Origin of the sequence: Bacillus sp. FSL P4-0334, from assembly GCF_038004825.1 — a bacterium.
In the GTDB taxonomy this organism is placed as follows: Bacteria; Bacillota; Bacilli; order Bacillales; family Bacillaceae; genus Bacillus; species Bacillus velezensis.
The window spans coordinates 616336-640401 of sequence record NZ_JBBORX010000001.1 but is presented as its reverse complement, the minus strand read 5'-3'; the positions used below and the strand labels follow the sequence as shown (position 1 = coordinate 640401).

The 24066-nt window shown below is 47.1% G+C and carries 22 protein-coding genes and 1 pseudogene; 19 read left to right on the top strand and 4 right to left on the bottom strand.

From position 1 onward, the window contains the following. Window positions 1–15 precede the first annotated feature (15 nt). The 5 genes from narJ (at window position 16) to NSQ37_RS03275 (ending at window position 5416) form a co-directional block, all read left to right on the top strand. Window positions 16–573: a nitrate reductase molybdenum cofactor assembly chaperone gene (gene narJ, locus NSQ37_RS03295; RefSeq protein WP_076424662.1), complete on the top strand. Its 558-nt coding sequence runs from the start codon at window positions 16–18 to the stop codon at window positions 571–573. After that, window positions 570–1241 carry a respiratory nitrate reductase subunit gamma gene (narI, locus tag NSQ37_RS03290; protein ID WP_007407624.1) on the top strand — a complete coding sequence of 224 codons (672 nt, stop codon included), beginning with the start codon at window positions 570–572 and terminating at the stop codon, window positions 1239–1241. Before narJ ends, narI begins: the two co-directional genes overlap by 4 nt. Window positions 1242–1380: 139 nt before the next feature. Then, window positions 1381–2010: a YitT family protein gene (locus NSQ37_RS03285; RefSeq protein WP_015240768.1), complete on the top strand. Its 630-nt coding sequence runs from the start codon at window positions 1381–1383 to the stop codon at window positions 2008–2010. A 95-nt stretch (window positions 2011–2105) separates the two neighbouring features. Next, a complete protein-coding gene (gene cls, locus NSQ37_RS03280) occupies window positions 2106–3608 on the top strand; it encodes a cardiolipin synthase (protein WP_132105661.1) in 1503 nt (500 codons plus the stop codon). Between the two features lie 80 nt (window positions 3609–3688). Beyond that, entirely contained in the window at window positions 3689–5416 is a 1728-nt protein-coding gene (locus NSQ37_RS03275; protein WP_025285416.1) for an ABC transporter ATP-binding protein, read from the top strand. A 67-nt stretch (window positions 5417–5483) separates the two neighbouring features. Here NSQ37_RS03275 and NSQ37_RS03270 read toward each other — a convergent pair whose 3' ends face one another. From NSQ37_RS03270 to cls (NSQ37_RS03260), 3 genes are all read right to left on the bottom strand, one after another. After that, a complete protein-coding gene (locus NSQ37_RS03270; protein WP_003151087.1) occupies window positions 5484–5756 on the bottom strand; it encodes a hypothetical protein in 273 nt (90 codons plus the stop codon). Between the two features lie 68 nt (window positions 5757–5824). Next, the gene (gene uvsE / locus NSQ37_RS03265) at window positions 5825–6787 is read right to left on the bottom strand and encodes a UV DNA damage repair endonuclease UvsE (RefSeq protein ID WP_308973319.1); all 963 of its coding nucleotides are present in this window, start codon (window positions 6785–6787) and stop codon (window positions 5825–5827) included. A 12-nt stretch (window positions 6788–6799) separates the two neighbouring features. Beyond that, window positions 6800–7999 carry a cardiolipin synthase gene (cls, locus tag NSQ37_RS03260; RefSeq protein WP_257726766.1) on the bottom strand — a complete coding sequence of 400 codons (1200 nt, stop codon included), beginning with the start codon at window positions 7997–7999 and terminating at the stop codon, window positions 6800–6802. Between the two features lie 138 nt (window positions 8000–8137). Between cls (NSQ37_RS03260) and NSQ37_RS03255 the strand changes: the two genes are divergently transcribed. The 3 genes from NSQ37_RS03255 to pyrG all read left to right on the top strand — a co-directional run bounded on the left by NSQ37_RS03255 (window position 8138) and on the right by pyrG (window position 12849). Further along, window positions 8138–10246: a heterodisulfide reductase-related iron-sulfur binding cluster gene (locus NSQ37_RS03255; RefSeq protein WP_044802905.1), complete on the top strand. Its 2109-nt coding sequence runs from the start codon at window positions 8138–8140 to the stop codon at window positions 10244–10246. Between the two features lie 227 nt (window positions 10247–10473). After that, complete coding sequence (gene rpoE, locus NSQ37_RS03250; protein ID WP_341123206.1) at window positions 10474–11001, top strand: DNA-directed RNA polymerase subunit delta; 528 nt, start codon at window positions 10474–10476, stop codon at window positions 10999–11001. A gap of 240 nt (window positions 11002–11241) precedes the next feature. After that, window positions 11242–12849, top strand: coding sequence for a glutamine hydrolyzing CTP synthase (gene pyrG, locus NSQ37_RS03245; RefSeq protein WP_341123205.1), 1608 nt, complete (start codon window positions 11242–11244; stop codon window positions 12847–12849). Window positions 12850–12896: 47 nt separating this feature from the next. Here the strand turns inward: pyrG and NSQ37_RS03240 are convergent, their stop codons facing one another. After that, window positions 12897–13418 carry a DUF2529 domain-containing protein gene (locus tag NSQ37_RS03240; RefSeq protein WP_163114086.1) on the bottom strand — a complete coding sequence of 174 codons (522 nt, stop codon included), beginning with the start codon at window positions 13416–13418 and terminating at the stop codon, window positions 12897–12899. A 164-nt stretch (window positions 13419–13582) separates the two neighbouring features. On the opposite strand from NSQ37_RS03240, the gene spo0F reads away from it, so the two are divergent. The 11 genes and pseudogenes from spo0F to NSQ37_RS03185 all read left to right on the top strand — a co-directional run bounded on the left by spo0F (window position 13583) and on the right by NSQ37_RS03185 (window position 24053). Next, on the top strand, window positions 13583–13957 hold the full coding sequence (gene spo0F / locus NSQ37_RS03235; RefSeq protein ID WP_012118670.1) for a sporulation initiation phosphotransferase Spo0F: 375 nt from the start codon (window positions 13583–13585) through the stop codon (window positions 13955–13957). A 175-nt stretch (window positions 13958–14132) separates the two neighbouring features. After that, window positions 14133–14990, top strand: coding sequence for a class II fructose-bisphosphate aldolase (locus NSQ37_RS03230; protein ID WP_003151102.1), 858 nt, complete (start codon window positions 14133–14135; stop codon window positions 14988–14990). Window positions 14991–15108: 118 nt separating this feature from the next. Continuing rightward, window positions 15109–15747, top strand: coding sequence for a fructose-6-phosphate aldolase (gene fsa / locus NSQ37_RS03225; protein WP_007407613.1), 639 nt, complete (start codon window positions 15109–15111; stop codon window positions 15745–15747). 309 nt (window positions 15748–16056) lie between these two features. Further along, the gene (locus NSQ37_RS03220; protein WP_007407612.1) at window positions 16057–17346 is read left to right on the top strand and encodes a UDP-N-acetylglucosamine 1-carboxyvinyltransferase; all 1290 of its coding nucleotides are present in this window, start codon (window positions 16057–16059) and stop codon (window positions 17344–17346) included. A gap of 33 nt (window positions 17347–17379) precedes the next feature. Then, a complete protein-coding gene (glpX, locus tag NSQ37_RS03215) occupies window positions 17380–18345 on the top strand; it encodes a class II fructose-bisphosphatase (RefSeq protein ID WP_003151105.1) in 966 nt (321 codons plus the stop codon). A 201-nt stretch (window positions 18346–18546) separates the two neighbouring features. Further along, window positions 18547–18755: pseudogene (locus NSQ37_RS21195) on the top strand (hypothetical protein). After that, window positions 18752–20038 (top strand): transcription termination factor Rho, encoded by a 1287-nt coding sequence (gene rho, locus NSQ37_RS03205; protein ID WP_003151107.1) that lies wholly within the window; start codon window positions 18752–18754, stop codon window positions 20036–20038. The pseudogene NSQ37_RS21195 and the gene rho overlap by 4 nt, the downstream one beginning before the upstream one ends. A gap of 121 nt (window positions 20039–20159) precedes the next feature. Next, on the top strand, window positions 20160–20360 hold the full coding sequence (rpmE, locus tag NSQ37_RS03200) for a 50S ribosomal protein L31 (protein ID WP_003151132.1): 201 nt from the start codon (window positions 20160–20162) through the stop codon (window positions 20358–20360). A gap of 84 nt (window positions 20361–20444) precedes the next feature. Further along, window positions 20445–21029: a thymidine kinase gene (locus NSQ37_RS03195; protein ID WP_015240762.1), complete on the top strand. Its 585-nt coding sequence runs from the start codon at window positions 20445–20447 to the stop codon at window positions 21027–21029. A gap of 283 nt (window positions 21030–21312) precedes the next feature. Further along, complete coding sequence (malS, locus tag NSQ37_RS03190) at window positions 21313–23010, top strand: oxaloacetate-decarboxylating malate dehydrogenase (protein WP_007407609.1); 1698 nt, start codon at window positions 21313–21315, stop codon at window positions 23008–23010. 86 nt (window positions 23011–23096) lie between these two features. After that, complete coding sequence (locus NSQ37_RS03185) at window positions 23097–24053, top strand: AEC family transporter (protein ID WP_007407608.1); 957 nt, start codon at window positions 23097–23099, stop codon at window positions 24051–24053. Window positions 24054–24066 lie beyond the last annotated feature (13 nt).

Genomic DNA, 24066 nt, shown 5'->3' with positions numbered 1-24066 from the left:
ATGAGGTGTAATAACATGAACACCACAGACCGGCAAATGACGTTCTCCGCTCTTTCCGTTCTTCTCTCATATCCGGAGGAAGAGTGGAGAGCCGAGATTCCCGATTGGAAGGCTCTTATCCATGACATCACCAACCGGCAAATCCGGGAGAAATTGCTGCACTTTTTAGAGGCGGCAGCCGGCTTTTCTCCGCAAGCGCTGATTGAACACTATGTGTATACGTTCGATTTCGGAAAAAAAACGAATATGTACGTCACCTACTTTAACTCAGGCGAACAAAGGGAACGCGGCATTGAATTGCTGCATTTAAAAAACACCTACCAGCAATCCGGTTTCCTGCCGACAGAGAAAGAACTGCCTGATTACCTGCCGCTGATGCTGGAATTCGCCGCGGTTGCGGAGATTGAAGCGGCGAGAAGCGTGTTTGAGAAATACCTGTCCAATGTGAGGGAGCTGGCTTCCCGCCTCGAAAAAAATAACAGCATCTATGCTGAGCTGCTGCACGTGCTGCAGGCCGCACTGGAAAACATCGATGTGCGTGAAAGCATTGAAGAAGGGGCTGTTCAGGCATGAGCGGGCAGATCCTGTGGGGCGTTATGCCATACATTGTATTGACGATCTTTATCGGCGGGCATATTTACCGCTATCAGCATGACCAATTCGGCTGGACGGCGAAATCAAGCGAGCTGTTAGAAAAGAAAAAACTCGCCGCTGGCAGCACACTTTTTCATTGGGGACTGCTGTGCGTTGTCGGCGGACATGTCATGGGAATTCTGATCCCGGAAGGCGTGTATGCTTCCCTTGGCATTTCCGAGCATATGTATCACAAAATGGCGATCGGCGCAGGCCTGCCGGCGGGGATTGCTGCATGTGCCGGACTTGTCATCCTGACGTACAGAAGGCTGTTTGACAAAAGAATCCGCAAAACCAGCTCGCCATCGGATATCTTGACGCTTATTCTGCTGCTGTTCATGATGCTGTCGGGCGTTGCGGCCACGTTCCTCAACATTGACTCGAAAGGATTTGATTACAGGGCAACAGTCGGGCCGTGGTTCAGGGAAATTGTTTTGTTCCGGCCTGACGCTTCTTTGATGGAAAGTGTCCCGCTATGGTTTAAGTTTCATATCATTATAGGGTACGTCGTTTTTATCCTCTGGCCGTTTACAAGATTGGTTCACGTGTTCAGCCTGCCCCTCAAGTATTTGACCCGCAGCTATGTTGTTTATCGGAAACGCACGTAAAAATCCCCCCTGCAAGAGGGGGATTTTTTATGGTGAAAAAATAAAAACATAAGATATTTTCTGCCAAGGTAATGGCTGGGCGGCCGGGATTCCTGTTATGTTTTATTTGGAAATAACAGCAACAAAAGGAGAGTGAAGAATGAAGCGGATTTTCCTCATTTTAGCCGCCTGTCTGATGACAAGCGCCGGCGTCCTGACACTCAGACATTCTCATGTATTAACCGGCGGAACAGCGGGACTGTCACTAAGCCTGTCATACTTGTTTCATTCCTCGTTTGCGATTATCTTCTTTCTGATTAATATCCCGTTTTATATATTTTCTCTCATCAGAATGGGAATCAAATTCACTCTATCCACCGTTTTTGCAGTCACAGTACTGACTCTGTTTACCGGCACGGATCACTGGCTGCCGCCGGTCTCTGTTTCACCGCTTGCCGGGGCGATTTGCGGAGGGGCGCTGATCGGGTTGGGCTTGTCGCTCATGTTTTATCATCAGGCATCGCTCGGCGGCGCCAATATCCTCGCTTTATTTCTGCAAAAGCGCTGCGGATGGAATCCGGGTGCCGTTAATTTCCTCTTCGATTTTGGCGTCGTGCTGGCCGGCATTTTTTCCGTCGGGTTGCTGAAAGGGCTCTTCTCCTTAGTGTCGATAGCGGTCACCGGTCTGATCATCGGCATCTTCAAAAATAAAATCAAAGGCAGCTGCTCGCTCAATCCGGCATTGCTTCAGAACATCACACCCGGCCAATCACAGGAAGCTTCATCATAAGCCTTTCCGCTCATGCGGAGAGGCTTTTTCATATGTTTACAGGCCGGAAAACAGAGGGTATACAGAGATATCGGATCAGATGGGAGAGAGTCGGGATGCTGAAAAGGAGACTGGAATTTTGCTTTTTATATATGATGCTTATGGGAGCATATGTCATATGGTTTTTTCCGGTTTCCAGGCTTGAGTTTTACGGAGGGGTGCTTTGCTATGCAAGCATTATTTTGTTCAGCATCTATTCGTTAATTCTTGAAAACCGCACCTCGCAGCACACGCTGTTATGGATTCATATTCTTGTGTTTTTTCCGATCGCCGGGTACTTATTTTACCTTTTTTCCGGCCAGCTTTATGAAAAAGGCAAGCTGTTCAGGTCGAAACGGACATACAACCGGGAAAAGCTGAGAACGATATTTGATATGGAACAAACTCCCGACCTGACCGGGCTGAAAGGAAATCAGAAGCGTTTCTTTCAATATTCAATCAAGGCGTCCCATATGAATATCAATACAAAAAGCAGGCTGAAGGTGCTCAAAAACGGGGACGAAACATTTCCGGAGCTGTTTGAGGCGCTCCGGGAGGCCGCCTCATTTATACATATTGAGTATTACATGTTCAAATCAGACATGCTCGGGCACAAAATGATGGACATTATGATGGAAAAGGCGCGTCAAGGCGTGGAAGTGCGGTTTTTGTTCGACGCGGCCGGCAGCCTGAAGCTGGCCGGAAAAGATATTAAAAAACTGAAACGCGCGGGTGTGAACATCGTCCCGTTTCTGCCGCTGAAATACGGTTTTTTCAACCAAAAATTCAATTTCAGAAATCACCGCAAGATCGTCATCGTTGACGGGAAAGTCGGTTTTGTCGGCGGGCTGAATGTCGGCAAGGAGTATATCGGCAAAGACCAAGATGTCGGCTTTTGGCGGGACACTCATATGAAAGTCGAAGGAGAAATCGTTCAGACGCTCCACAGCATTTTTATGCTTGATTGGGAATACGTTTCGGATGAGGTGCTGATTGATCGGAAAGCATATACCCGCCCGGTTGCGGCAGAAAGCGGCGGCGTCTATCAAGTCGTGCCGACAGGCCCCGATATGAAGGAGCGGATGAGCGATCTGTATTATGCCATGATAGCGGCGGCCGAATCGTCTGTATGGATCGCGACGCCTTATTTCGTGCCGAATGAGCCGATCCGCACAGCGCTAAAGGAGGCTGCTGCCAGAGGCGTCCGGGTGCGTGTCATGGTGCCGGAAACCAATGACGGATTTTTAACCCAGTACGCAACGAGATCGTATTTCCCCGAGCTTCTTCGCGAAGGAATCGAAGTCTATTCTTATCAAAAAGGCTTTATGCATCAAAAGGTGCTCATCACTGACGGAAACCTCGCCTCTGTCGGGACGGCGAATATGGACATGAGAAGCTTTCAGCTGAACTTTGAAGTCAATGTCTTTTTTACAGATCAAGAGGCGATCAAAGATCTTGAAGCGCATTATCTGGAGGATATGAAGGAGTCTGAAAAAATCAGCCCCGTCCGTTTCTATAAGCGCACATTATGGGAAAGAACGAAGGAATCCTTCGCACGGTTATTTTCCGGCGTGTTATAAAAAACGCTTTTAAAACTCCTTGTGTATAGTATAATTGAGAAATATTATCATTAAGAACGAGGCACAAGGAGGACGGAATCGTGCTGCGACAATTTTTTTCTTATTATAAACCGTACAAAAAGCTGTTTTTTCTCGACTTCTTTTCTGCCATCGCCGGCGGATTAATGGAGCTGAGTTTTCCTCTGATTGTCAATTACTTTATCGATACATTGCTTCCGGGGCGGGATTGGAGTCTGATTATTTTGACTTCCGCTGCTTTATTCGGGGTCTACGCCCTCAGCTCGGCACTTCAGTATGTTGTGACGTATTGGGGCCATATGCTCGGCATTAACATTGAAACCGATATGCGGAAAAAGCTTTTCGACCATCTGCAAAAGCTTTCGTTCAAATTTTACGATAACAACAAAACGGGCAGTTTAATGTCCAAGCTCACCAATGATTTGATGTATATCGGAGAAACCGCCCACCACGGGCCTGAAGACCTGTTTATCGCGATCATGACGATTTTGGGCGCGTTCGGTGTGATGCTGTTTATTAACTGGCAGCTCGCGCTGTTGACTTTTATCATTATGCCGGTCGTCATTTGGCTTGCTTTGTATTTCAATAAAAAAATGACCTCTGCGTTTACAAAACTGAACAAAGACGTCGGAGACTTCAGCGCGAGGGTTGAAAACAATATCGGCGGCATCCGTCTTGTTCAGGCTTTCAGCAATGAAGCGTTTGAAACGCAGCGGTTTGACGTGAACAATCAGCGTTTCCGCAAAACAAAGCTGACGTCATATAAAATCATGGCGAAAAACGGCTCGATCAGTTACATGCTGACAAGATTCGTCACGCTGTTCGTCTTATTGTGCGGCACATGGTTCGTGATCCGCGGATCGTTATCTTACGGGGAATTCGTCGCTTTTGTGCTGCTGACGAACGTTCTGTTCCGTCCGATTGATAAAATCAACGCGATTATTGAGATGTATCCGAGAGGCATTGCCGGTTTTAAAAGCTTTATAGAAATACTGGAAACGGAGCCTGATATCAAGGACGCCCCGAACGCGAGACATGTGTCCGGTTTAAAAGGGAATATCCGTTATGATGGTGTGTCGTTCGGTTACGAAGAAAACAGTCCTGTTCTGTCGGGAATCAATTTGTCCATTCATGCCGGGGAGACAGTCGCATTCGTCGGGCCTTCGGGAGCGGGAAAATCAACGCTGACAAGTCTGCTGCCGCGCTTTTATGAGCCGTCTGAAGGCGTGATTTCCATCGACGGAATCGATATTAAGGACATGACGCTGTCATCATTGCGCGGACAAATCGGCGTCGTCCAGCAGGATGTCTTTCTGTTTTCCGGCACATTGCGGGAAAACATTGCTTACGGGCGGCTCGACGCGTCTGAGGAAGAAATCTGGCAGGCCGTCCGCCAGGCGCATTTAGAGGACTTGGTAAACGGGTATCCCGACGGTTTAAACACGGTGATCGGCGAGCGCGGCGTGAAGCTGTCAGGCGGGCAGAAGCAGCGGCTTTCCATCGCCAGAATGTTTTTGAAAAACCCGTCGATCTTAATTTTAGACGAGGCTACATCAGCCCTCGATACAGAAACGGAAGCCGCCATTCAAAAATCGCTGCAAGAGCTGTCTGAAGGACGCACAACGCTTGTGATCGCCCATCGGCTGGCTACGATTAAGGATGCGGACCGGATCGTCGTCGTCACGAAAGATGGCATCGCTGAACAAGGTCATCATAAGGAACTGCTGGCATCCGGCGGCATGTACCAGAGACTTCATCAGGCCCAATTCGGCGAGCTGATACATCAATAAAAGAAAAAGGATAGACAAAAGGGGCCGGGCAGCCTCCTGTCTATCCTTTTTTTTATGTAGTCCGTATTTAATGGGCTTCTTTTTGCGCAGGTTCGATGATATGTTTGAAACGGTCAACAAGCTGCACCGCTTTCTTTCCTTCCACTACAATTAAATATTCTTGTTCTTTATGGGCCATTCTGAACGTTTCCAGCTCAATGATATCTTTGATTTTGCACATCGTTTTTTTAGAGTAGATATACAGCTCGTGGCCTCCTGTGTGGCAAAGCTGATAAAGCTGAAGCATGTTTCGTAAAGTGAACTTCTTAGCTGCTATTTTCAAAGATGTAATGTTTTTCATATGTTTTCTCCTCCGTCTGATGGTCTGTTATTTCGGAAATTCCCCATATAAACGGGTGATAAACCTGGTTATGCCTTCCACTTCAGCACTCCGCCCGCCAGGCGTTTGACTCCGCGGATGGCGCTTAATTCTTCGACGAGCCGGAGCAGCGCCCGGTCTTTCTCTTTCGCCTCAATCATAAAATCGATGTCCGTATCCCATTGTCTGAACCGCTCCAGCACCGGCAGAATAAAATTCGCATCCACATAGTCCGCATGACTGCGTATGGCTGATTCTGATTTTGGCGAGGAGAGATGGACCTTCGGCTTTAAGCCGATCCGCTGCCATGTTTTGATCATCCGCGGAAGAATGTCATCTAAATCAGCGTCATCGGTCGGATTGGCGTAAAAATGGTGATAATCAAACACAAACGGAATGCCTTCTTGTTCACATACACTGAGTGTTTCCTCGGACGTATATGTTTTATCATCGTTTTCTAAAGTCATCCGCTGTTTGATGACATCGGGAAGTTCTTTCAGATTCACGCGGAAACGGCCAAGCGCGCTTTGTTTGTCACCGTAAGCGCCTCCGACATGGATGTTGATGACGGAACGGTCCGCGATACCCATTGCGTCCAGCATGTCATAATGATAGGCCATATCCTTGACCGCATTTGCGGTAATCTCCTGTTTCGGGCTTGTAAAAAGCGTGAATTGGTTCGGATGAAAGCTCGTTCTGAGATCATATTTTCTGACCAGCCCGCCGATCTCACGAAACTCCTGGCGAAACGGCGTGACAAAATCCCACAGCACATCCGGATGGGTGGCGAGCGGCACAATCGAGCTTGAGAACCTGTACAGCGGGATGCCGTGGCCGACCACATAGTGGATGGTGCGCAGTGTATTGGTAAGATTTGCTTTCGTCACAGAAAGCAGGGCGTCTTTCCGCTCACTGCGGGAAAGCTTGGTATAGCGCGCATATGTTAAGGTTTTGGCGGGGGACGCGTCCCAAAGGCACATGGCGTTTGCGACGAATCCGAATCTGAACAGCATATGGTTTCTCCTTTATAAAAAGTAAGATATGGCCTTTCCCAGCCATTCTGCAGGAAGCTGTCTGACGGAGCGCTGTTTCACTTTTTCTAATGTGAGAAGCTCGGATTTTTCAATGTCCTGCTTTATGGTTGAAAGCACTTCCTTTGTAAAGGTTTCATCATGAATGATGACATTCACCTCTTCATTCCAGAACAGACTCCGTTTATCAAAATTCGGCGTGCCGATAATGCTGATGCGGTCATCAATAATGAAAGCTTTGACATGATAAAAGCCTTGATAATACCGATAGATGAGGCAGCCGGCCTTCAGAAGCTCGGGATAATAGGTAAAAGCTGTTTCCCGAACGAGCGGGTGGTCTGACTTCATCGGCACGATCAAGATGACTTTGACGCCTTTTCGGCAGGCTGAAATAAGCGCTTCCTGAAGCTTTTTGCTCGGTACATAATAAGGCGTGCCGATAATGATTTTTTTCTCCGCCTTACGGATGCAGTTTTCATAATGCGATTCAAGCGAAAAACCGTCAGATGCATATGTCCTATGAGAGATATTCCCTTCGGATAATGCGGGATAAACCCCGGGTGATCCGGGTGCCTTTCCGGTGTTTCGTTTCAGATCGCTTACAAAAAGAGTCTGAAGATCCGCCGTGCCTTCGCCGGTCATCCGCAGGTGATAATCCTCCCAGTTTCCGAACTTCGCTTTTTTGCCGAGGTACTCTTCAGCGATATTAAAACCGCCGACATAGCCGATTTTGCCGTCAATGACGGTCACTTTCCGGTGATTCCGTTTTTGCAGCCTGAAAAATAGAAACGGAAATGCCGGTTTATTTAGAAAATGAACGTGAACGCCGGCTTTTTTCATCGTTTGAATGGAAGGCTTTTTCACTTGGCGGCTGCCCGCCCAATCGAGCAATAGATATACGGAGACGCCGGCCTGGGCCTTTTCCTTCAATAAATGAAACATCTCATGGCTGACTTGGTCGTTCTTCATAATAAAAAACATCATATGAATAGAAGAGACGGCTTGGCGGATATCGGCCGTCATCTGCCGCACAAGCTCGCTGCCGCAGTGAATGAGTGTGATATCACTCTTTTTCGGGTCAAAAACGGGCTCATACGCCTGTTTTTTGTACGCCGCCCGGCCAAGCAGCATATCAAGCAGCATAAGTGCGATCAATATGATAAAAATGACAAGCAACACAAAAATGACCTTCATACCGACGCTCCTTTCCGAAGTATTCGTAGTGTGCCCTGAGAATGTGAATTTAATTATTGACTGAACACTCATTCATTATTTATGATAAAGTAAAGATATGACAATGAAGAGGGGTATCAGAACAAAGGGGGAGACAAGATGAACGCATTTCTCATGGTAAACGCGCTGCTGTTTTCAGCTGTAACCGCTTACGCCGTTTATTTATTCGTTTACCTGATCAGAACGAGGATCGCTTATATTAAGCTCGGCCAAAGGGAAGAATTTGATAAACGCCTGAAAGAACGTCTTCAGAAGATATGGGTGAATGTGTTCGGACAGAAAAAACTGCTGAAAGATAAAAAGAGCGGCATCATCCACGTTCTGTTTTTTTACGGTTTTATACTCGTTCAGTTCGGCGCAATTGATTTTATTCTGAAAGGGCTGCTTCCTGACCGCCATCTGCCGTTCGGTCCGCTTTATCCGGCGTTTACTTTTTTTCAGGAAATCGTCACGTTTCTGATTTTAATCGCCGTAGTCTGGGCGTTTTACCGGCGCTACATTGAAAAACTCGTCAGACTGAAACGCGGGTTTAAAGCGGGGCTTGTCCTGCTGTTTATCGGCGGACTGATGGTGACGGTGCTTCTCGGGAACGCCATGAACCTTTTATGGCACGATCATTCTCTGTCTTGGACGGAGCCGATCGCCTCCTCCATTGCGTTTGTGCTCGGCGGTCTTTCAGCGCCGGCGGCCGCCGCCGTGTTTTATGTTTCATGGTGGCTTCATCTGTTGTTTTTGCTCAGCTTTTTAGTGTACGTGCCGCAATCAAAGCATGCGCACTTAATTGCGGGTCCGGCGAATGTGTTCCTCAGCAGGCTGGATTCAAAAGGAAAGCTGGAAAAAATCGATTTCACCGATGAGACGAAAGAAAGCTACGGCGTCGGAAAGATTGAAGACTTCCGCCGCTCTCAGCTTGTCGACCTTTACGCCTGCGTCGAATGCGGCCGCTGTACAAATATGTGTCCGGCCTCCGGTACGGGCAAGATGCTCTCGCCGATGGACCTCATTTTAAAGCTCAGAGACCATTTGACGGAAAAAGGCGCTGCCGTGACGTCAAAATCTCCGTGGGTGCCCGCGCCCGTTTTTCAGCACACGAAGGCGAATCAGCTCGCCGCGGCTTCCTCAGGGGGAGGATCGCGTGAAGCGGCGGCAGCCATTGATTACAACCCGAGCTTAATCGGCGAGGTCATCACAGAAGAGGAGATTTGGGCGTGCACCACTTGCCGCAACTGTGAAGATCAATGTCCGGTCATGAATGAACACGTTGATAAAATTATCGATCTGCGCCGCTATCTTGTGCTTACAGAAGGGAAGATGGACAGCGACGCGCAGCGGGCCATGACAAGCATTGAAAGACAGGGAAACCCGTGGGGCTTAAACCGGAAAGAGCGGGAGAACTGGCGGGAGCAGGCTGATACAGAGATTCCGACAGTGAAAGAAATGAAAAAACAAGACAAAGAGTTCGACTATTTGTTTTGGGTCGGCTCAATGGGTTCCTACGATAACAGGAGCCAAAAGATTGCCGTCTCATTTGCAAAGCTGCTTAATGAAGCGGGCGTATCCTTTGCGATTCTCGGCAATAAGGAAAAAAACTCAGGCGATACGCCGCGCCGTTTGGGCAACGAGTTTCTGTTCCAAGAGCTGGCGGAACACAACATCGGCGAATTTGAAAAACACGGGATCAAAAAAATCGTCACGATTGATCCGCACGCTTATAATATGTTCAAAAATGAATATCCTGATTTCGGATTCCGGGCCGAAGTCTATCATCATACTGAATTATTAGCCGAGCTTGTGTCACAGGGAAGACTAAAACCGCTTCACCCGGTGAATGAAACGATTACCTTCCATGACTCGTGCTATTTAGGAAGATACAATGAAGTGTATGAGCCGCCGAGAGCGATCTTAAAAGCCATTCCGGGCGTTCAATTGAAGGAAATGGAGCGCAGCCGCGAAAACGGGATGTGCTGCGGCGCCGGGGGAGGGCTCATGTGGATGGAAGAAGAAACGGGGGCCAGAATCAACACGGCCCGGACTGAGCAGGCGCTTTCTGTCAGTCCGACGGTCATCAGCTCCGGATGTCCTTACTGTCTGACCATGCTCGGTGACGGTACGAAAGCGAAAGAAGCCGAAGACGCGATCGGCACTTATGATGTCAGTGAATTGCTCGCCATGTCTGTATTCGGCGCCGAAAAACAAGAGTCTTTATAGAAAGAAGCGGGCCGCCGGTGCATATGCCGGCGGCTTTGTTTTCGCACATCAGCCGATTTATGAAGGGACAGCTCTAAAATTTCTTAAATTACGCTGTTAAGGGTAGCATATTCTGTTTTAATTTGTTTATAATGAGAGGTATGGTTTATGAACAAAACAATACAAATTCGTTCTTATTATAGGATAGAAACAGATACATATAAGTAATAGAAAGGGAGTGTCCGACCTTGAGTATCAAACAATATTCTCAGGAACAGCTGAAGCAGATGGCTTTAGTTGAAATCGCTCACGAAATTTTCTCAGAACATAAAAAACCGGTTCCGTTCCAGAAGCTGCTGAATGAAATGATCTCCTTGCTCGGTGTTACGAAAGAGGAACTGGGCGACCGTATCGCCCAATTTTATACAGACCTGAACATTGACGGCCGCTTTATTGCTCTGTCAGACCAGACGTGGGGGCTTCGCAGCTGGTATCCGTACGATCAGCTGGACGAAGAAACACAGCCGACTGTAAAAGCGAAAAAGAAAAAAGCGAAAAAAGTCGTTGAGGAAGATCTCGACCTTGATGAATTCGAGGAAGTTGACGAAGATGACATCGATCTCGATGAAATAGAAGAAGATATTGACCTTGAAGCAGACAGCTTTGACGACGAAGATATCGATGAAGAAGATGACGACGAGCTTGAGATCGAAGACGAGATGATTGAAGAAGATGAGGAAGATTATGATGATGAGGAAGAGGATCGCAAAGACTGATTTTATATCAGCAAAACGATCTTGACTTTCATTGTCGAACTATGTAGTATGTATTTTGGGCTCTTCAAAAAGAAGAGAATTCATAAGAGTGCTACGCTCCCTTTCAAGAAATTGAAAGGGAGCTTTCTTATTTTCATCTCCCAAATTCTTTTACACATCATTTGTTTTTAGTGAAATGATTTTCTATAAAACGGCACATTTTAAGGAATGTAGCGCAGACCGAAGAGAGGAGCAAACGAAATGACGAAATATATTTTTGTAACCGGGGGAGTTGTATCATCACTCGGAAAAGGAATTGTGGCTGCGTCACTTGGCCGCCTTTTGAAAAACAGAGGCATGAGCGTCACCATCCAAAAATTTGACCCTTATATCAACGTTGACCCGGGAACGATGAGCCCGTACCAGCACGGTGAGGTATTCGTTACCGATGACGGCGCTGAGACTGACCTTGACTTAGGGCATTATGAGCGGTTCATTGACATTAATCTGAACAGATTCAGCAACGTGACGACCGGTAAAATTTATTCCGCCGTATTGAAAAAAGAGCGCCGCGGGGACTACCTCGGCGGAACGGTTCAGGTCATTCCGCACATCACAAATGAACTGAAAGACCGCGTGTACCGTGCAGGCAAAGAAACAAACGCAGATGTAGTCATTACTGAGATCGGCGGAACAGTGGGAGACATCGAATCCCTTCCGTTCCTTGAAGCCATCCGTCAAATGAAAAGCGACATCGGCCACGAAAACGTGATGTACATTCACTGTACGCTTGTTCCGTACATCAAAGCGGCGGGCGAGCTGAAAACAAAACCGACGCAGCACAGCGTAAAAGAGCTGAGAAGCCTCGGTATTCAGCCTAATATCATCGTCGTGCGCACGGAAATGCCGATTTCTCAAGATATGAAAGATAAAATCGCGCTCTTCTGCGATATTGACACGAAAGCGGTCATCGAGTGCGAAGATGCGGACAACCTTTACTCCATCCCGCTTAACCTTCAGGAGCAGGGACTCGATAAGCTTGTCTGCGATCATATGAAATTAGAATGCAAAGACCCGGATATGACGGAATGGAAAGACCTTGTCACGAAAGTGAAAAACTTGTCTAAAACCATTACAATCAGCCTCGTCGGTAAATACGTCGAGCTTCAGGACGCTTACATTTCAGTCGTTGAATCACTGCGCCACGCCGGCTATGCGTTTGACGCTGATGTGAAGATCAAATGGATTAACGCCGAAGAAGTGACAGAAAGCAATATTCAAGAGCTGACTAGCGGCACAGACGGAATCATCGTGCCCGGCGGTTTCGGAGACCGCGGCGTAGAAGGGAAAATCATCGCCGCCAAGTATGCGCGTGAGAATAAAATTCCGTTCTTCGGCATCTGCCTCGGTATGCAGATTGCATCCATTGAATATGCGCGAAACGTATTAGGTCTGGAAGGGGCTCACTCTGCGGAGATCGATCCGTCCACTCCTTATCCGATCATCGACCTTCTGCCAGAACAAAAAGATGTCGAGGATCTTGGAGGAACGCTTCGTCTCGGACTGTACCCTTGTAAGCTTCAGGAAGACACGAAAGCCTTCGAAGCGTATGCGGATGAAGTGGTATACGAACGCCACCGCCACCGTTATGAATTCAACAACGAATACAGACAGAAAATGGAAGAGAACGGTTTTGTGTTCTCAGGAACAAGCCCTGACGGCCGTCTTGTGGAAATCATCGAGCTTAAAGACCATCCTTGGTATGTCGCTTGCCAGTTCCACCCTGAGTTCAAATCAAGACCGACAAGACCTCAGCCTTTATTCAAAGACTTTATCGGCGCTTCCGTACAAGCTGCAGAACAGAAGTAATAAAAAAAGACTTGCCTCCTTTAAAAGCGGCAAGTCTTTTTTCTGCATCAGGCATATTCCTGCATCATTTCCTTTAACGTAAAGGACAGTGCGTGATAGACATACAGGCCTGTCATTAATGAAGGAAAGCCGTATCTTGTCCCGTCTTCATCAGGCAGAAGCGGCATTTTTAATTTGCTGTCAATATGAACATCACAAAATTCCTCAATCCCGGTTTGATCTTTGATGACAGGAGATACGCCAACGAGGCCGATCCCTTTTTCATAAAGCTTTTTTGCCAGCTCCTGTTCTTCAGCCGTGCCCGGACCTGAACAAAACATCAGCACCCTGTCGCTTTCTGTAATCGAATCAGCTGTATCCGGAAACGCTTTGACGGAAGGCATCGGTTCTGAGCCGAGTTCCGCCTCGCACAAAATGCCCTGCATCTCATTTGCGCCGTATAAATAAATGGTATGGCCGCTGACGGCTGCCTGCGCCAGCAGGCGCGCGCCGTCTTCTATTGCTTCGGATTCCTTATCCTGAATGCGGGAAAAAATGCCTGCAAGCTGCGTCGTAAATATCTTTAACATGAGTGAAACCTCCTTTACACATACAAGAACAGTATACAACAAAAGAGAAAATGCTCAGAAAATGTCGGAAAGTAGACTATTATAATTAAAGGAAATGTGAAAATCAAACAGAATACATAAACAACTGCTTCCTTTTGACGAAAATGATAATATTGGGGTGTAAAATGATGAATGAAAAGATTTTAATCGTAGATGACCAATACGGTATACGCATATTGCTCAATGAAGTGTTTCATAAAGAAGGGTACCAGACGTTTCAGGCCGCCAACGGCATACAGGCGCTGGACATCGTAACGAAAGAACGGCCCGATCTCGTGCTTTTAGATATGAAAATCCCCGGCATGGACGGAATCGAAATTCTCAAGCGCATGAAGATGATCGACGAATCTATCCGCGTCATTATCATGACCGCTTACGGAGAACTCGATATGATTAAGGAATCAAAAGAGCTCGGAGCGCTGACTCATTTTGCGAAACCTTTTGACATTGATGAGATCAGAGACGCGGTGAAAAAATATTTACCTCTAAAATCGAATTAATAAAATTAGAAACAATTATGTCATTGTGTTGCCGATTTGTCGAAAAGTTGGTATCCTAGAGATGGAGAAAAAGCGATCTGTTGTTTTACATATGACAGGTTTTTATGGTCATGCTATAGGTGGAAAGCTTTTTTCGAGAAGAAGCAAATCAGGCTACATAAGGAGGACTTTCGACATGCCTTTAGTTTCAATGACGGAAATGTTGAATACAGCTAAAGAAAAAGGATATGCTGTTGGACAATTTAACTTAAATAACCTTGAGTTCACTCAAGCTATTTTACAAGCAGCAGAAGAGGAAAAATCCCCGGTTATTCTTGGTGTTTCAGAAGGCGCGGGACGCTACATGGGCGGCTTCAAAACAGTGGTTGCCATGGTTAAAGCTCTTATGGAAGAATACAAAGTGACAGTTCCTGTCGCCATTCACTTAGACCACGGTTCAAGCTTTGAATCTTGTGCGAAAGCGATTCATGCAGGCTTCACTTCTGTAATGATCGACGCATCTCACCACCCGTTTGAGGAAAACGTAGCAACTACAGCTAAAGTGGTTGAGCTTGCTCATTTCCACGGCGTTTCAGTTGAAGCTGAGCTTGGAACTGTAGGCGGACAGGAAGATGACGTGATCGCTGAAGGCGTAATCTATGCTGACCCTAAAGAGTGTCAAGAACTTGTAGAGCGCACTGGCATCGACTGCCTTGCACCTGCACTGGGTTCTGTTCACGGCCCTTACAAAGGCGAACCGAACCTCGGTTTCAAAGAAATGGAAGATATCGGCAAATCAACCGGCCTTCCATTAGTACTTCACGGCGGTACAGGAATTCCGACTGCCGACATTAAAAAATCAATCTCACTTGGTACGGCTAAAATCAACGTAAACACTGAAAACCAAATTTCTTCTGCAAAAGCTGTCCGCGAAACATTGGCAGCTAAGCCGAACGAATACGATCCTCGTAAATATCTTGGACCTGCTCGTGAAGCGATCAAAGAAACGGTTATCGGCAAAATGCGTGAGTTCGGTTCTTCAAACCAAGCTTAATCCAATGTAACATCCATAAACCGCCTGACAGCATTGACAGGCGGTTTTATGTCTTACCTTTAGAAAGCGCAATCATGTTTTACAGTTCTGAAAATTTATTACTGGGGAGGCTTTCCTTATGTTATTTTTCATTGATACAGCAAACATTGACGAGATTAAAGAAGCTTATGAACTTGGCGTTCTTGCCGGAGTTACGACAAACCCTAGTTTAGTGGCGAAAGAAGCTGACGTGTCTTTCCATGACAGACTTCGTGAGATTACGGAAGTCGTGAGCGGATCAGTAAGCGCGGAAGTCATTTCCCTGAATGCTGAAGAAATGATTGAAGAAGGTAAAGAACTTGCGAAAATCGCACCGAATATCACGGTGAAAATACCGATGACGTCTGAAGGGTTAAAAGCCGTAAAAGCGCTGAGCGACCTGAACATTAAAACAAACGTAACGCTCATCTTCAGTGCCAACCAGGCGCTTTTGGCGGCAAGAGCCGGGGCGACTTATGTATCTCCGTTCTTAGGCCGTCTGGATGACATCGGCCATAACGGTCTTGAACTGATTTCAGAAATAAGACAGATTTTTGACATTCATGACATTGATACACAAATCATCGCAGCTTCCATCCGTCATGCGCAGCACGTGACTGAAGCCGCTTTACGCGGTGCACATATCGGTACGATGCCGCTGAAAGTCATTCACCAGCTGGCGAAACATCCGTTAACGGATAAAGGCATCGAGCAATTCTTGGCAGACTGGAATAAATAAGGGTGAAAAGGGCGGCAAACCGGTTGCATCCGTTTGCCGCACCCTTATGTTTTCCTGTTTGGCAGCGGGCCTTAAGTATCAAAGTGAAGAGTGTGTTTCCCCGGAATGTGAACCCGGCGGGCCTCTGTGCATCCTGTGTTAAAAATGCCCCGCAAAGCTTCGCTATTTTCTTCCTGTTATTTTATAATGTCCTTGTATTCTTTCTCTTCGAATTGGCTACATTTTGGACAAGAGCTTTATTTGCAGAGACAGAATAAAATGCCATTTTATTTACGCTCCGCAGCTATCTTCTTATGGAAGGAGACTATCATGGAAAAGTTGAATATTGCCGGCGGCGATCCGTTAAACGGAACCGTACATATCAGCGGCGCGAAAAACAGCGCCGTCGCATTGATACCCGCAACCATTCTGGCAAATTCCGAAGTAACGATCGAAGGGCTTCCGGAGATCTCAGATATTGAAACGCTGCGTGACCTGCTGAAAGAAATCGGCGGAAACGTCCATTTTGAAAAAGGAGAAATGGTCGTCGACCCTTCCCCGATGATCAGCATGCCGCTTCCCAACGGCAAAGTGAAAAAACTCCGCGCTTCCTATTACTTAATGGGCGCGATGCTGGGCCGCTTCAAACAGGCGGTCATCGGACTGCCGGGCGGATGCCATCTCGGGCCGCGGCCGATTGACCAGCACATCAAAGGGTTTGAAGCGCTTGGGGCGGAAGTCACCAATGAACAAGGCGCGATTTATCTGCGCGCCGAAAGGCTGAGAGGCGCACGGATTTATTTAGATGTCGTCAGCGTCGGAGCGACGATCAATATCATGCTTGCCGCTGTACTGGCTGAAGGTAAAACCGTGATAGAAAACGCCGCCAAGGAACCTGAGATTATTGATGTTGCCACATTGCTCACCAGCATGGGCGCAAAGATCAAAGGCGCGGGAACCAATGTAATCAGAATCGACGGCGTAAAAGAGCTGCACGGATGCAGGCATACGATCATTCCGGACAGAATTGAGGCGGGCACCTTTATGATCGCCGGCGCCGCGATGGGGAAAGAAGTCATTATTGATAATGTCATACCGACTCACCTGGAGTCATTAACGGCGAAGCTCAGGGAAATGGGTTTTCACATTGAGACGAGTGACGATCAGCTTCTTATGCTCGGCGGGCAGAAGCAGATAAAACCGGTCGACGTAAAAACGCTTGTTTACCCGGGATTCCCGACTGATCTTCAGCAGCCGATGACATCTCTGTTAACGAGAGCCAGCGGTACGAGCGTCGTAACCGACACCATCTACTCGGCCCGATTTAAACATATAGATGAGCTGAGACGGATGGGGGCCAACATGAAAGTGGAAGGCAGATCGGCCATTATCACAGGTCCGGCCGAGCTTCAGGGCGCAAAAGTAAAGGCGAGCGATCTGCGTGCAGGTGCTTGTCTGGTCGTCGCCGGGCTCATGGCTGACGGCGTAACCGAAATTACCGGTCTTGAGCATTTAGACCGCGGCTACAGCAATCTTGAGAAAAAACTCGAAGGTCTGGGCGCCACAATCTGGCGGCAAAGGCTGACGGACGAAGAGATAGAACAGCTCCAAAATTCATAGAAATGCGGACTTTTGAGAGGAGATCGTGTTGAAATGGAAAGAAGCTTATCGATGGAATTGGTTCGAGTCACTGAAGCGGCGGCTTTAGCATCTGCCAGATGGATGGGCCGCGGGAAAAAAGATGAAGCTGATGATGCGGCGACAAGCGCAATGCGTGACGTGTTTGACACGGTGCCGATGAAAGGCACGGTCGTGATCGGGGAAGGCGAGATGGATGAAGCGCCGATGCTTTACATCGGCGAAAAACTCGGAAACGGATACGGCCCGCGCGTCGATGTCGCCGTCGATCCTCTTGAAGGCACAAACATCGTAGCGAGCGGCGGCTGGAATGCGCTGACGGTGATCGCGGTCGCCGACCATGGAACACTGCTGAACGCCCCGGATATGTATATGGAAAAAATCGCGGTCGGTCCCGAAGCGGTAGGCTGCATCGATATTGAAGCGCCTGTCATTGATAACTTAAAAGCCGTTGCGAAAGCGAAAAACAAAGACATTGAAGATGTCGTGGCAACCATTTTAAATCGTGACAGACACGAAAAGATCATCTCTGAATTGCGTGAGGCGGGCGCCAGAATCAAACTGATCAACGACGGTGATGTCGCGGGCGCCATCAATACGGCCTTTGACCATACGGGAGTAGACATTCTCTTCGGTTCAGGCGGGGCTCCTGAAGGCGTGCTGTCTGCCGTTGCGTTAAAAGCGCTCGGCGGCGAAATCATCGGCAGGCTTCTGCCGCAAAGTGCGGAAGAGCAAGCCCGCTGTGAGCGAATGGGCCTTGATGTATCCAAAGTGCTCCGGATGGAGGACCTTGTGAGAGGGGATGACGCCATTTTTGCCGCAACGGGCGTCACGGACGGAGAGCTGCTGAAAGGCGTTCAGTTCAAAGGCTCCGTCGGCACGACTGAAAGTCTGGTCATCCGGGCGAAATCAGGAACGGTCCGATTCGTTGACGGAAGACACAGCCTGAAGAAAAAACCAAATCTTGTGATCCGGCCATAAATAGATAAAAGCGGGACGGAAAGTCCCGCTTTTCTTTTGCAATAAAGAGTCAACCCTATCATTTATATGTCAAAGCATTATTTAAGTTGAATAATTTTTTGAAATGAGGTAAAAATAAAGAGTGCTGCGATTTTTCTGTGTCATTCCTTCTTTTGAGTACTGGGAAATTTTCAAATTCTACCGCATACAGACGATATAAATATTGATCTTCTCAAGTTTTTGTCCTCGCTTCCTTCAAAACTCATTAAGACATTCCTTTTTTAAAAAAGCGCCGATCATGGGTGGAAGTGTTACCGATAGAAGTTCCTGAACGTTTTATAAAAGAATGTGCTTTGGCGGAATCATGCGAAGCAGCCGATTTGAATGAAAACAGCAATACATTGACTATGAAAAGCGTGGTGTTTTTATGAAAGACGTATCTATTTCCTCTTTGGAAAATATGAAATTAAAAGAACTATATGAACTGGCCAGACATTATAAAATCTCCTACTACAGCAAACTGACTAAAAAAGAATTAATCTTTGCCATTCTGAAAGCCAACGCCGAGCAGGAGGATCTTCTGTTTATGGAAGGCGTGCTCGAAATCATCCAATCGGAAGGATTCGGCTTCCTCAGACCGATTAATTACTCGCCAAGCTCAGAAGACATCTACATTTCTGCTTCCCAGATCCGCCGCTTTGATTTAAGAAACGGTGACAAAGTATCCGGCAAGGTGCGTCCGCCGAAAGAAAACGAACGCTATTACGGACTTTTGCACGTTGAAGCGGTAAATGGAGATGATCCGGAATCTGCGAAAGAGCGCGTCCATTTTCCTGCGCTGACTCCGCTTTATCCGGACCGCCAAATGGTGCTTGAGACGAAACCGAATTATCTCTCAACAAGAATTCTCGATATGATGGCTCCCGTCGGTTTCGGCCAGCGCGGTCTGATCGTAGCGCCGCCGAAAGCCGGTAAAACCATGCTGTTGAAAGAAATCGCTAACAGCATTACGACAAATCAGCCTGACGCTGAATTGATTGTTCTCTTAATTGATGAAAGACCGGAAGAAGTAACGGATATTGAACGTTCCGTAGCGGGCGATGTCGTCAGCTCGACGTTCGATGAAGTGCCGGAAAATCACATTAAGGTAGCGGAGCTTGTGCTTGAACGGGCGATGCGTCTCGTTGAACACAAAAAAGACGTTATCATTCTGATGGACAGCATTACCCGCCTGGCACGGGCCTACAACCTCGTTATCCCGCCAAGCGGACGTACGCTTTCCGGCGGGATTGACCCGGCTGCGTTCCATCGTCCGAAGCGCTTTTTCGGTGCCGCGAGAAACATTGAAGAGGGCGGCAGCCTGACCATTTTGGCGACGGCGCTCGTAGACACGGGCTCCCGGATGGATGACGTCATCTATGAAGAGTTTAAAGGAACGGGCAACATGGAGCTTCACCTTGACCGTTCTCTTGCGGAAAGACGGATTTTCCCGGCGATCGATATCCGCCGCTCCGGCACACGGAAGGAAGAGCTGCTCGTGCCGAAAGAGCATCTTGACCGTCTATGGGCGATCCGCAAATCGATGTCTGATTCTCCGGACTTCGCAGAGAAGTTTATGAGAAAAATGAAAAAAACAAAAACGAATCAGGAATTCTTTGATCTGATCAACCAAGAATGGAAGCAGGCAAACCTTTCATCATCAGCCCGCCGCTGATAAAAAATGTATTTGCAAATGCAGTAAATGACTGATATAATTCTCTCATATGCGTTCCGGATTACTCCGGAATAATAACTCTGTTTCCACACGGGATTCAGGGCGGAAGGAGATGGATACAATGAAAGCAGGAATTCATCCTAATTTCAAAAAAGCAACAGTTAAATGCGCTTGCGGAAATGAATTTGAAACAGGCTCAGTAAAAGAAGAGGTACGCGTTGAGATTTGCTCTGAATGCCACCCATTCTACACTGGACGTCAAAAATTCGCTTCTGCTGATGGTCGTGTTGATCGCTTTAACAAAAAATACGGTCTTAAGTAATAATAGATTTTACAGGCAGGCAAGAATTGCTTCTTGCCTGTTTTTTATGCCCATAAACAGGAAAAAAAGGGGAGCGGATAGCCTATGTACATAATGAAGCAAAGCGGATGGCTTGAGCTGATATGCGGCAGCATGTTCTCTGGGAAATCAGAAGAGCTGATCCGCAGAGTGAAAAGAGCGACATATGCGAAGCAGGAGGTTAAGGTATTCAAACCTGCCATTGATAATCGCTACAGTGAGGAGGCCGTCGTTTCTCACAACGGCACATCCATGACAAGCCACGTCATCTCGTCTTCGGCTGAAATATGGGATCATATCAGTGAAAGCACGGACGTCATCGCGGTAGATGAGGTGCAGTTTTTCGGCGAATCGATCATCGGCGACTTATCCTCGCTTGCGGATAAAGGCTATCGTGTCATCGCGGCCGGACTTGATATGGATTTCCGGGGAGAGCCTTTCGGCGTGGTGCCGAATCTGATGGCGGTTGCCGAATCGGTGATGAAGCTGCAGGCGGTCTGCTCCGTTTGCGGGTCGCCGGCAAGCCGTACGCAGCGTTTGATTGACGGGAAGCCCGCTTCCTATGATGATCCGGTCATTTTAGTCGGCGCGTCGGAGTCATACGAAGCGAGATGCAGACATCATCACGAAGTGCCGAAAAAAACAGACTGATAAATAACCCTTTTCATGAAAACATCGGTAAAAAATCCGGTGTTTTTTTGACGTTTTTTCAAAAATTGTAGTTAAATAACTTAAAAAAGAGTATGAAAAAATTAAGTAATTTTCATCTCTTGAATTTTCATTTTTACAGGCATAAAATGACTAAGTAATGTAAATAGTTATGAGACATTGTTCGAATAATTGTCAAAAAAAGATATAGCAGATCGCGATCACACTAGCCAAAATGGGTAATTACTTAACTTTGTTAACTATTTGAAGAAAGAAGGAGATTTTCTTGAATAATATTAAAGTAACGAAGGAAGGCAACTTAGAAACTACTTTAAGAGGAAAAGAAGTTCTATCTATCCCTACTTTAAATAAAGGTGTTGCGTTTTCAGCAGAAGAAAGAAAAAGCCTTGGATTAGACGGGCTGCTTCCTCCGACAATTCTGTCTCTTGATGAGCAGGCAAAACGCGCATACGAGCAGTTTCAAGCTCAGCCGGACCGCCTTCGCCAAAACGTATATTTGAATGATTTGCAAAACCGTAACGAAGTTCTTTTCTTTAAATTGCTTCAAAACCATCTTCGTGAAATGCTGCCGGTTGTTTACACACCGACTGTCGGTGAAGCGATTCAAGAATACAGCCATGAGTACAGAAGACCTCAAGGGATTTACCTTTCTATCGATAACGTGGAAGGGATTGAAGAGGCATTTGAAAACCTTCATGCCACTGCCGGAGATATTGATCTGATCGTTGCGACAGACTCAGAAAGCATCCTCGGAATCGGTGACTGGGGTGTAGGCGGTATCAACATCGCCATCGGTAAATTAGCGGTATACACAGCTGCCGCCGGTATTGACCCAAGCCGTGTTATTCCTGTCGTTCTTGACGTCGGTACGAACAATGAAAAACTTCTGAACGATCCTTTATACATCGGTAACCGCCATGAACGTATCCAAGGCGAACGTTACGAAGCTTTCGTTGACGCTTATGTAAAAGCTGCGCTTAAATATTTCCCTAAAGCTCTTCTTCACTGGGAAGACCTTGGAAACAAAAACGCGCGCAATATCATGAAGAAATACAACCATGAAATTCTTACATTCAATGATGACATTCAAGGAACAGGCGCGATTACGCTTGCAGGTGTGCTTGCGGCTATGAAGAAAACAGGCGCGTCTATTAAAGACCAGCGTGTGGTTGTCTTCGGTGCGGGATCTGCCGGAATCGGAATCGCTGACCAAATCCGCGACACTATGGTGCTTGCCGGTCTTTCTGAAGAAGAAGCCAACAAAGCGTTCTACACAATGGACTACAGAGGCTTGTTAATTGAAGGTATGGAAAACATTCTTGATTTCCAAGAGCCGTACCTGCGCACAGCTGAAGAAATTAAAGATTGGAAACGCGATGAAAATGGACAAATTCCTTTCATTGAAGTGATCCGTCAAGCGAAACCGACAATCTTAATCGGTACATCAGGCCAAAGCGGCGCGTTCAGTGAAGAAATCGTCAAAGAAATGGCAAAACACGTTGAGCGTCCGGTCATCATGCCGATGTCTAACCCGACACCGCTTGCTGAAGCCGTTCCTAGCGATCTTTTCAAATGGACTGACGGCAAAGTGCTTGTGGCGACAGGAAGCCCGTTTGACAATGTAGAGTACAATGGCGTTTCTCATGAAATCGGACAATCTAACAACGCATTCGCGTTCCCTGGACTTGGTCTCGGTTCAATCGTTGTAGAAGCGAAAGTGATTACTCCTGCAATGTTTGCGGCAACTGCTGACGCAATCGCAGAAAGCGTTGATTTTGAAACACCGGGTGCAGGCCTTCTGCCGAGCATGAGCGACTTACAAGAAGTTTCAATTAAAGTTGCGATCGCCGTAGCGGAAACTGCCATTAAAGAAGGCGTGGCAAACCGCATTCCTGAAAATGTAGAACAAGCCGTTCTTGATGCAATGTGGAAACCGCAATATAAACAAGTTGTCGCTAAATAATTTTTACGATTAATTTTACAGTCCGAGGGAAAGCTTTTATGTAAAGGCTAAAGTATACGGACATTAAGGATTTGGAGGAGAACATTTTGAGCTTCTTAGATATTTTAATCCTCCTGGCGCCGATCTTTTTCGTGATCGTGCTGGGATGGTTCGCAGGTCGCTTCGGAAGTTATGACGCGAAGTCAGCAAAAGGGGTAAGCACCTTAGTTACGAAGTACGCGCTTCCGGCGCATTTTATCGCTAGTATTTTAACCACTTCAAGAAGTGCGTTTTTATCACAGGTTCCTTTAATGGTCGCTTTGATCATTGGGATTGTCGGATTCTTTATCGTCATTCTGTTGGTTTGCAAATTTATCTTCAAGTATGATTTAACGAATTCATCTGTATTTTCTTTAAACTCTGCACAGCCGACATTTGCTTTTATGGGTATTCCCGTACTAGGAAGCTTATTCGGAGCAAGCGAAGTAGCGATTCCTATCGCCGTTACGGGTATCGTGGTTAACGCCATACTTGACCCGCTTGCGATCATTATCGCTACTGTCGGTGAGTCATCTAAGAAAAAAGACACTGAAAACGAGAACTTCTGGAAAATGACTGGTAAGTCTATTCTTCACGGTCTTTCCGAACCGCTTGCGGCTGCACCGCTTATCAGTATCATTCTGGTACTCTGCGGTGTAACACTCCCTGGCTTGGGAGAAAAAATGCTTGATCAGCTCGGAAGCACAACATCAGGTGTTGCGCTCTTCGCCGTCGGTGTAACTGTCGGTATCCGCAACATTAAGCTCAGTCTGCCGGCTTTCGGTATCGCTTTGTTAAAAGTTGCCGTTCAGCCTGCGCTGATGTACTTGATCGCTCTTGCAGTCGGACTTCCGGCTGACCAGATCACTAAAGCGGTATTGCTCGTTGCATTCCCTGGATCTGCGGTAGCGGCGATGATTGCCACACGTTTCGAAAAACAAGAGGAAGAAACTGCGTCCGCGTTCGTGATCAGTGCGATTTTATCTCTCATCTCACTGCCGATCATCATTGCGCTGACTGCATAATGAAAAGCTCCCT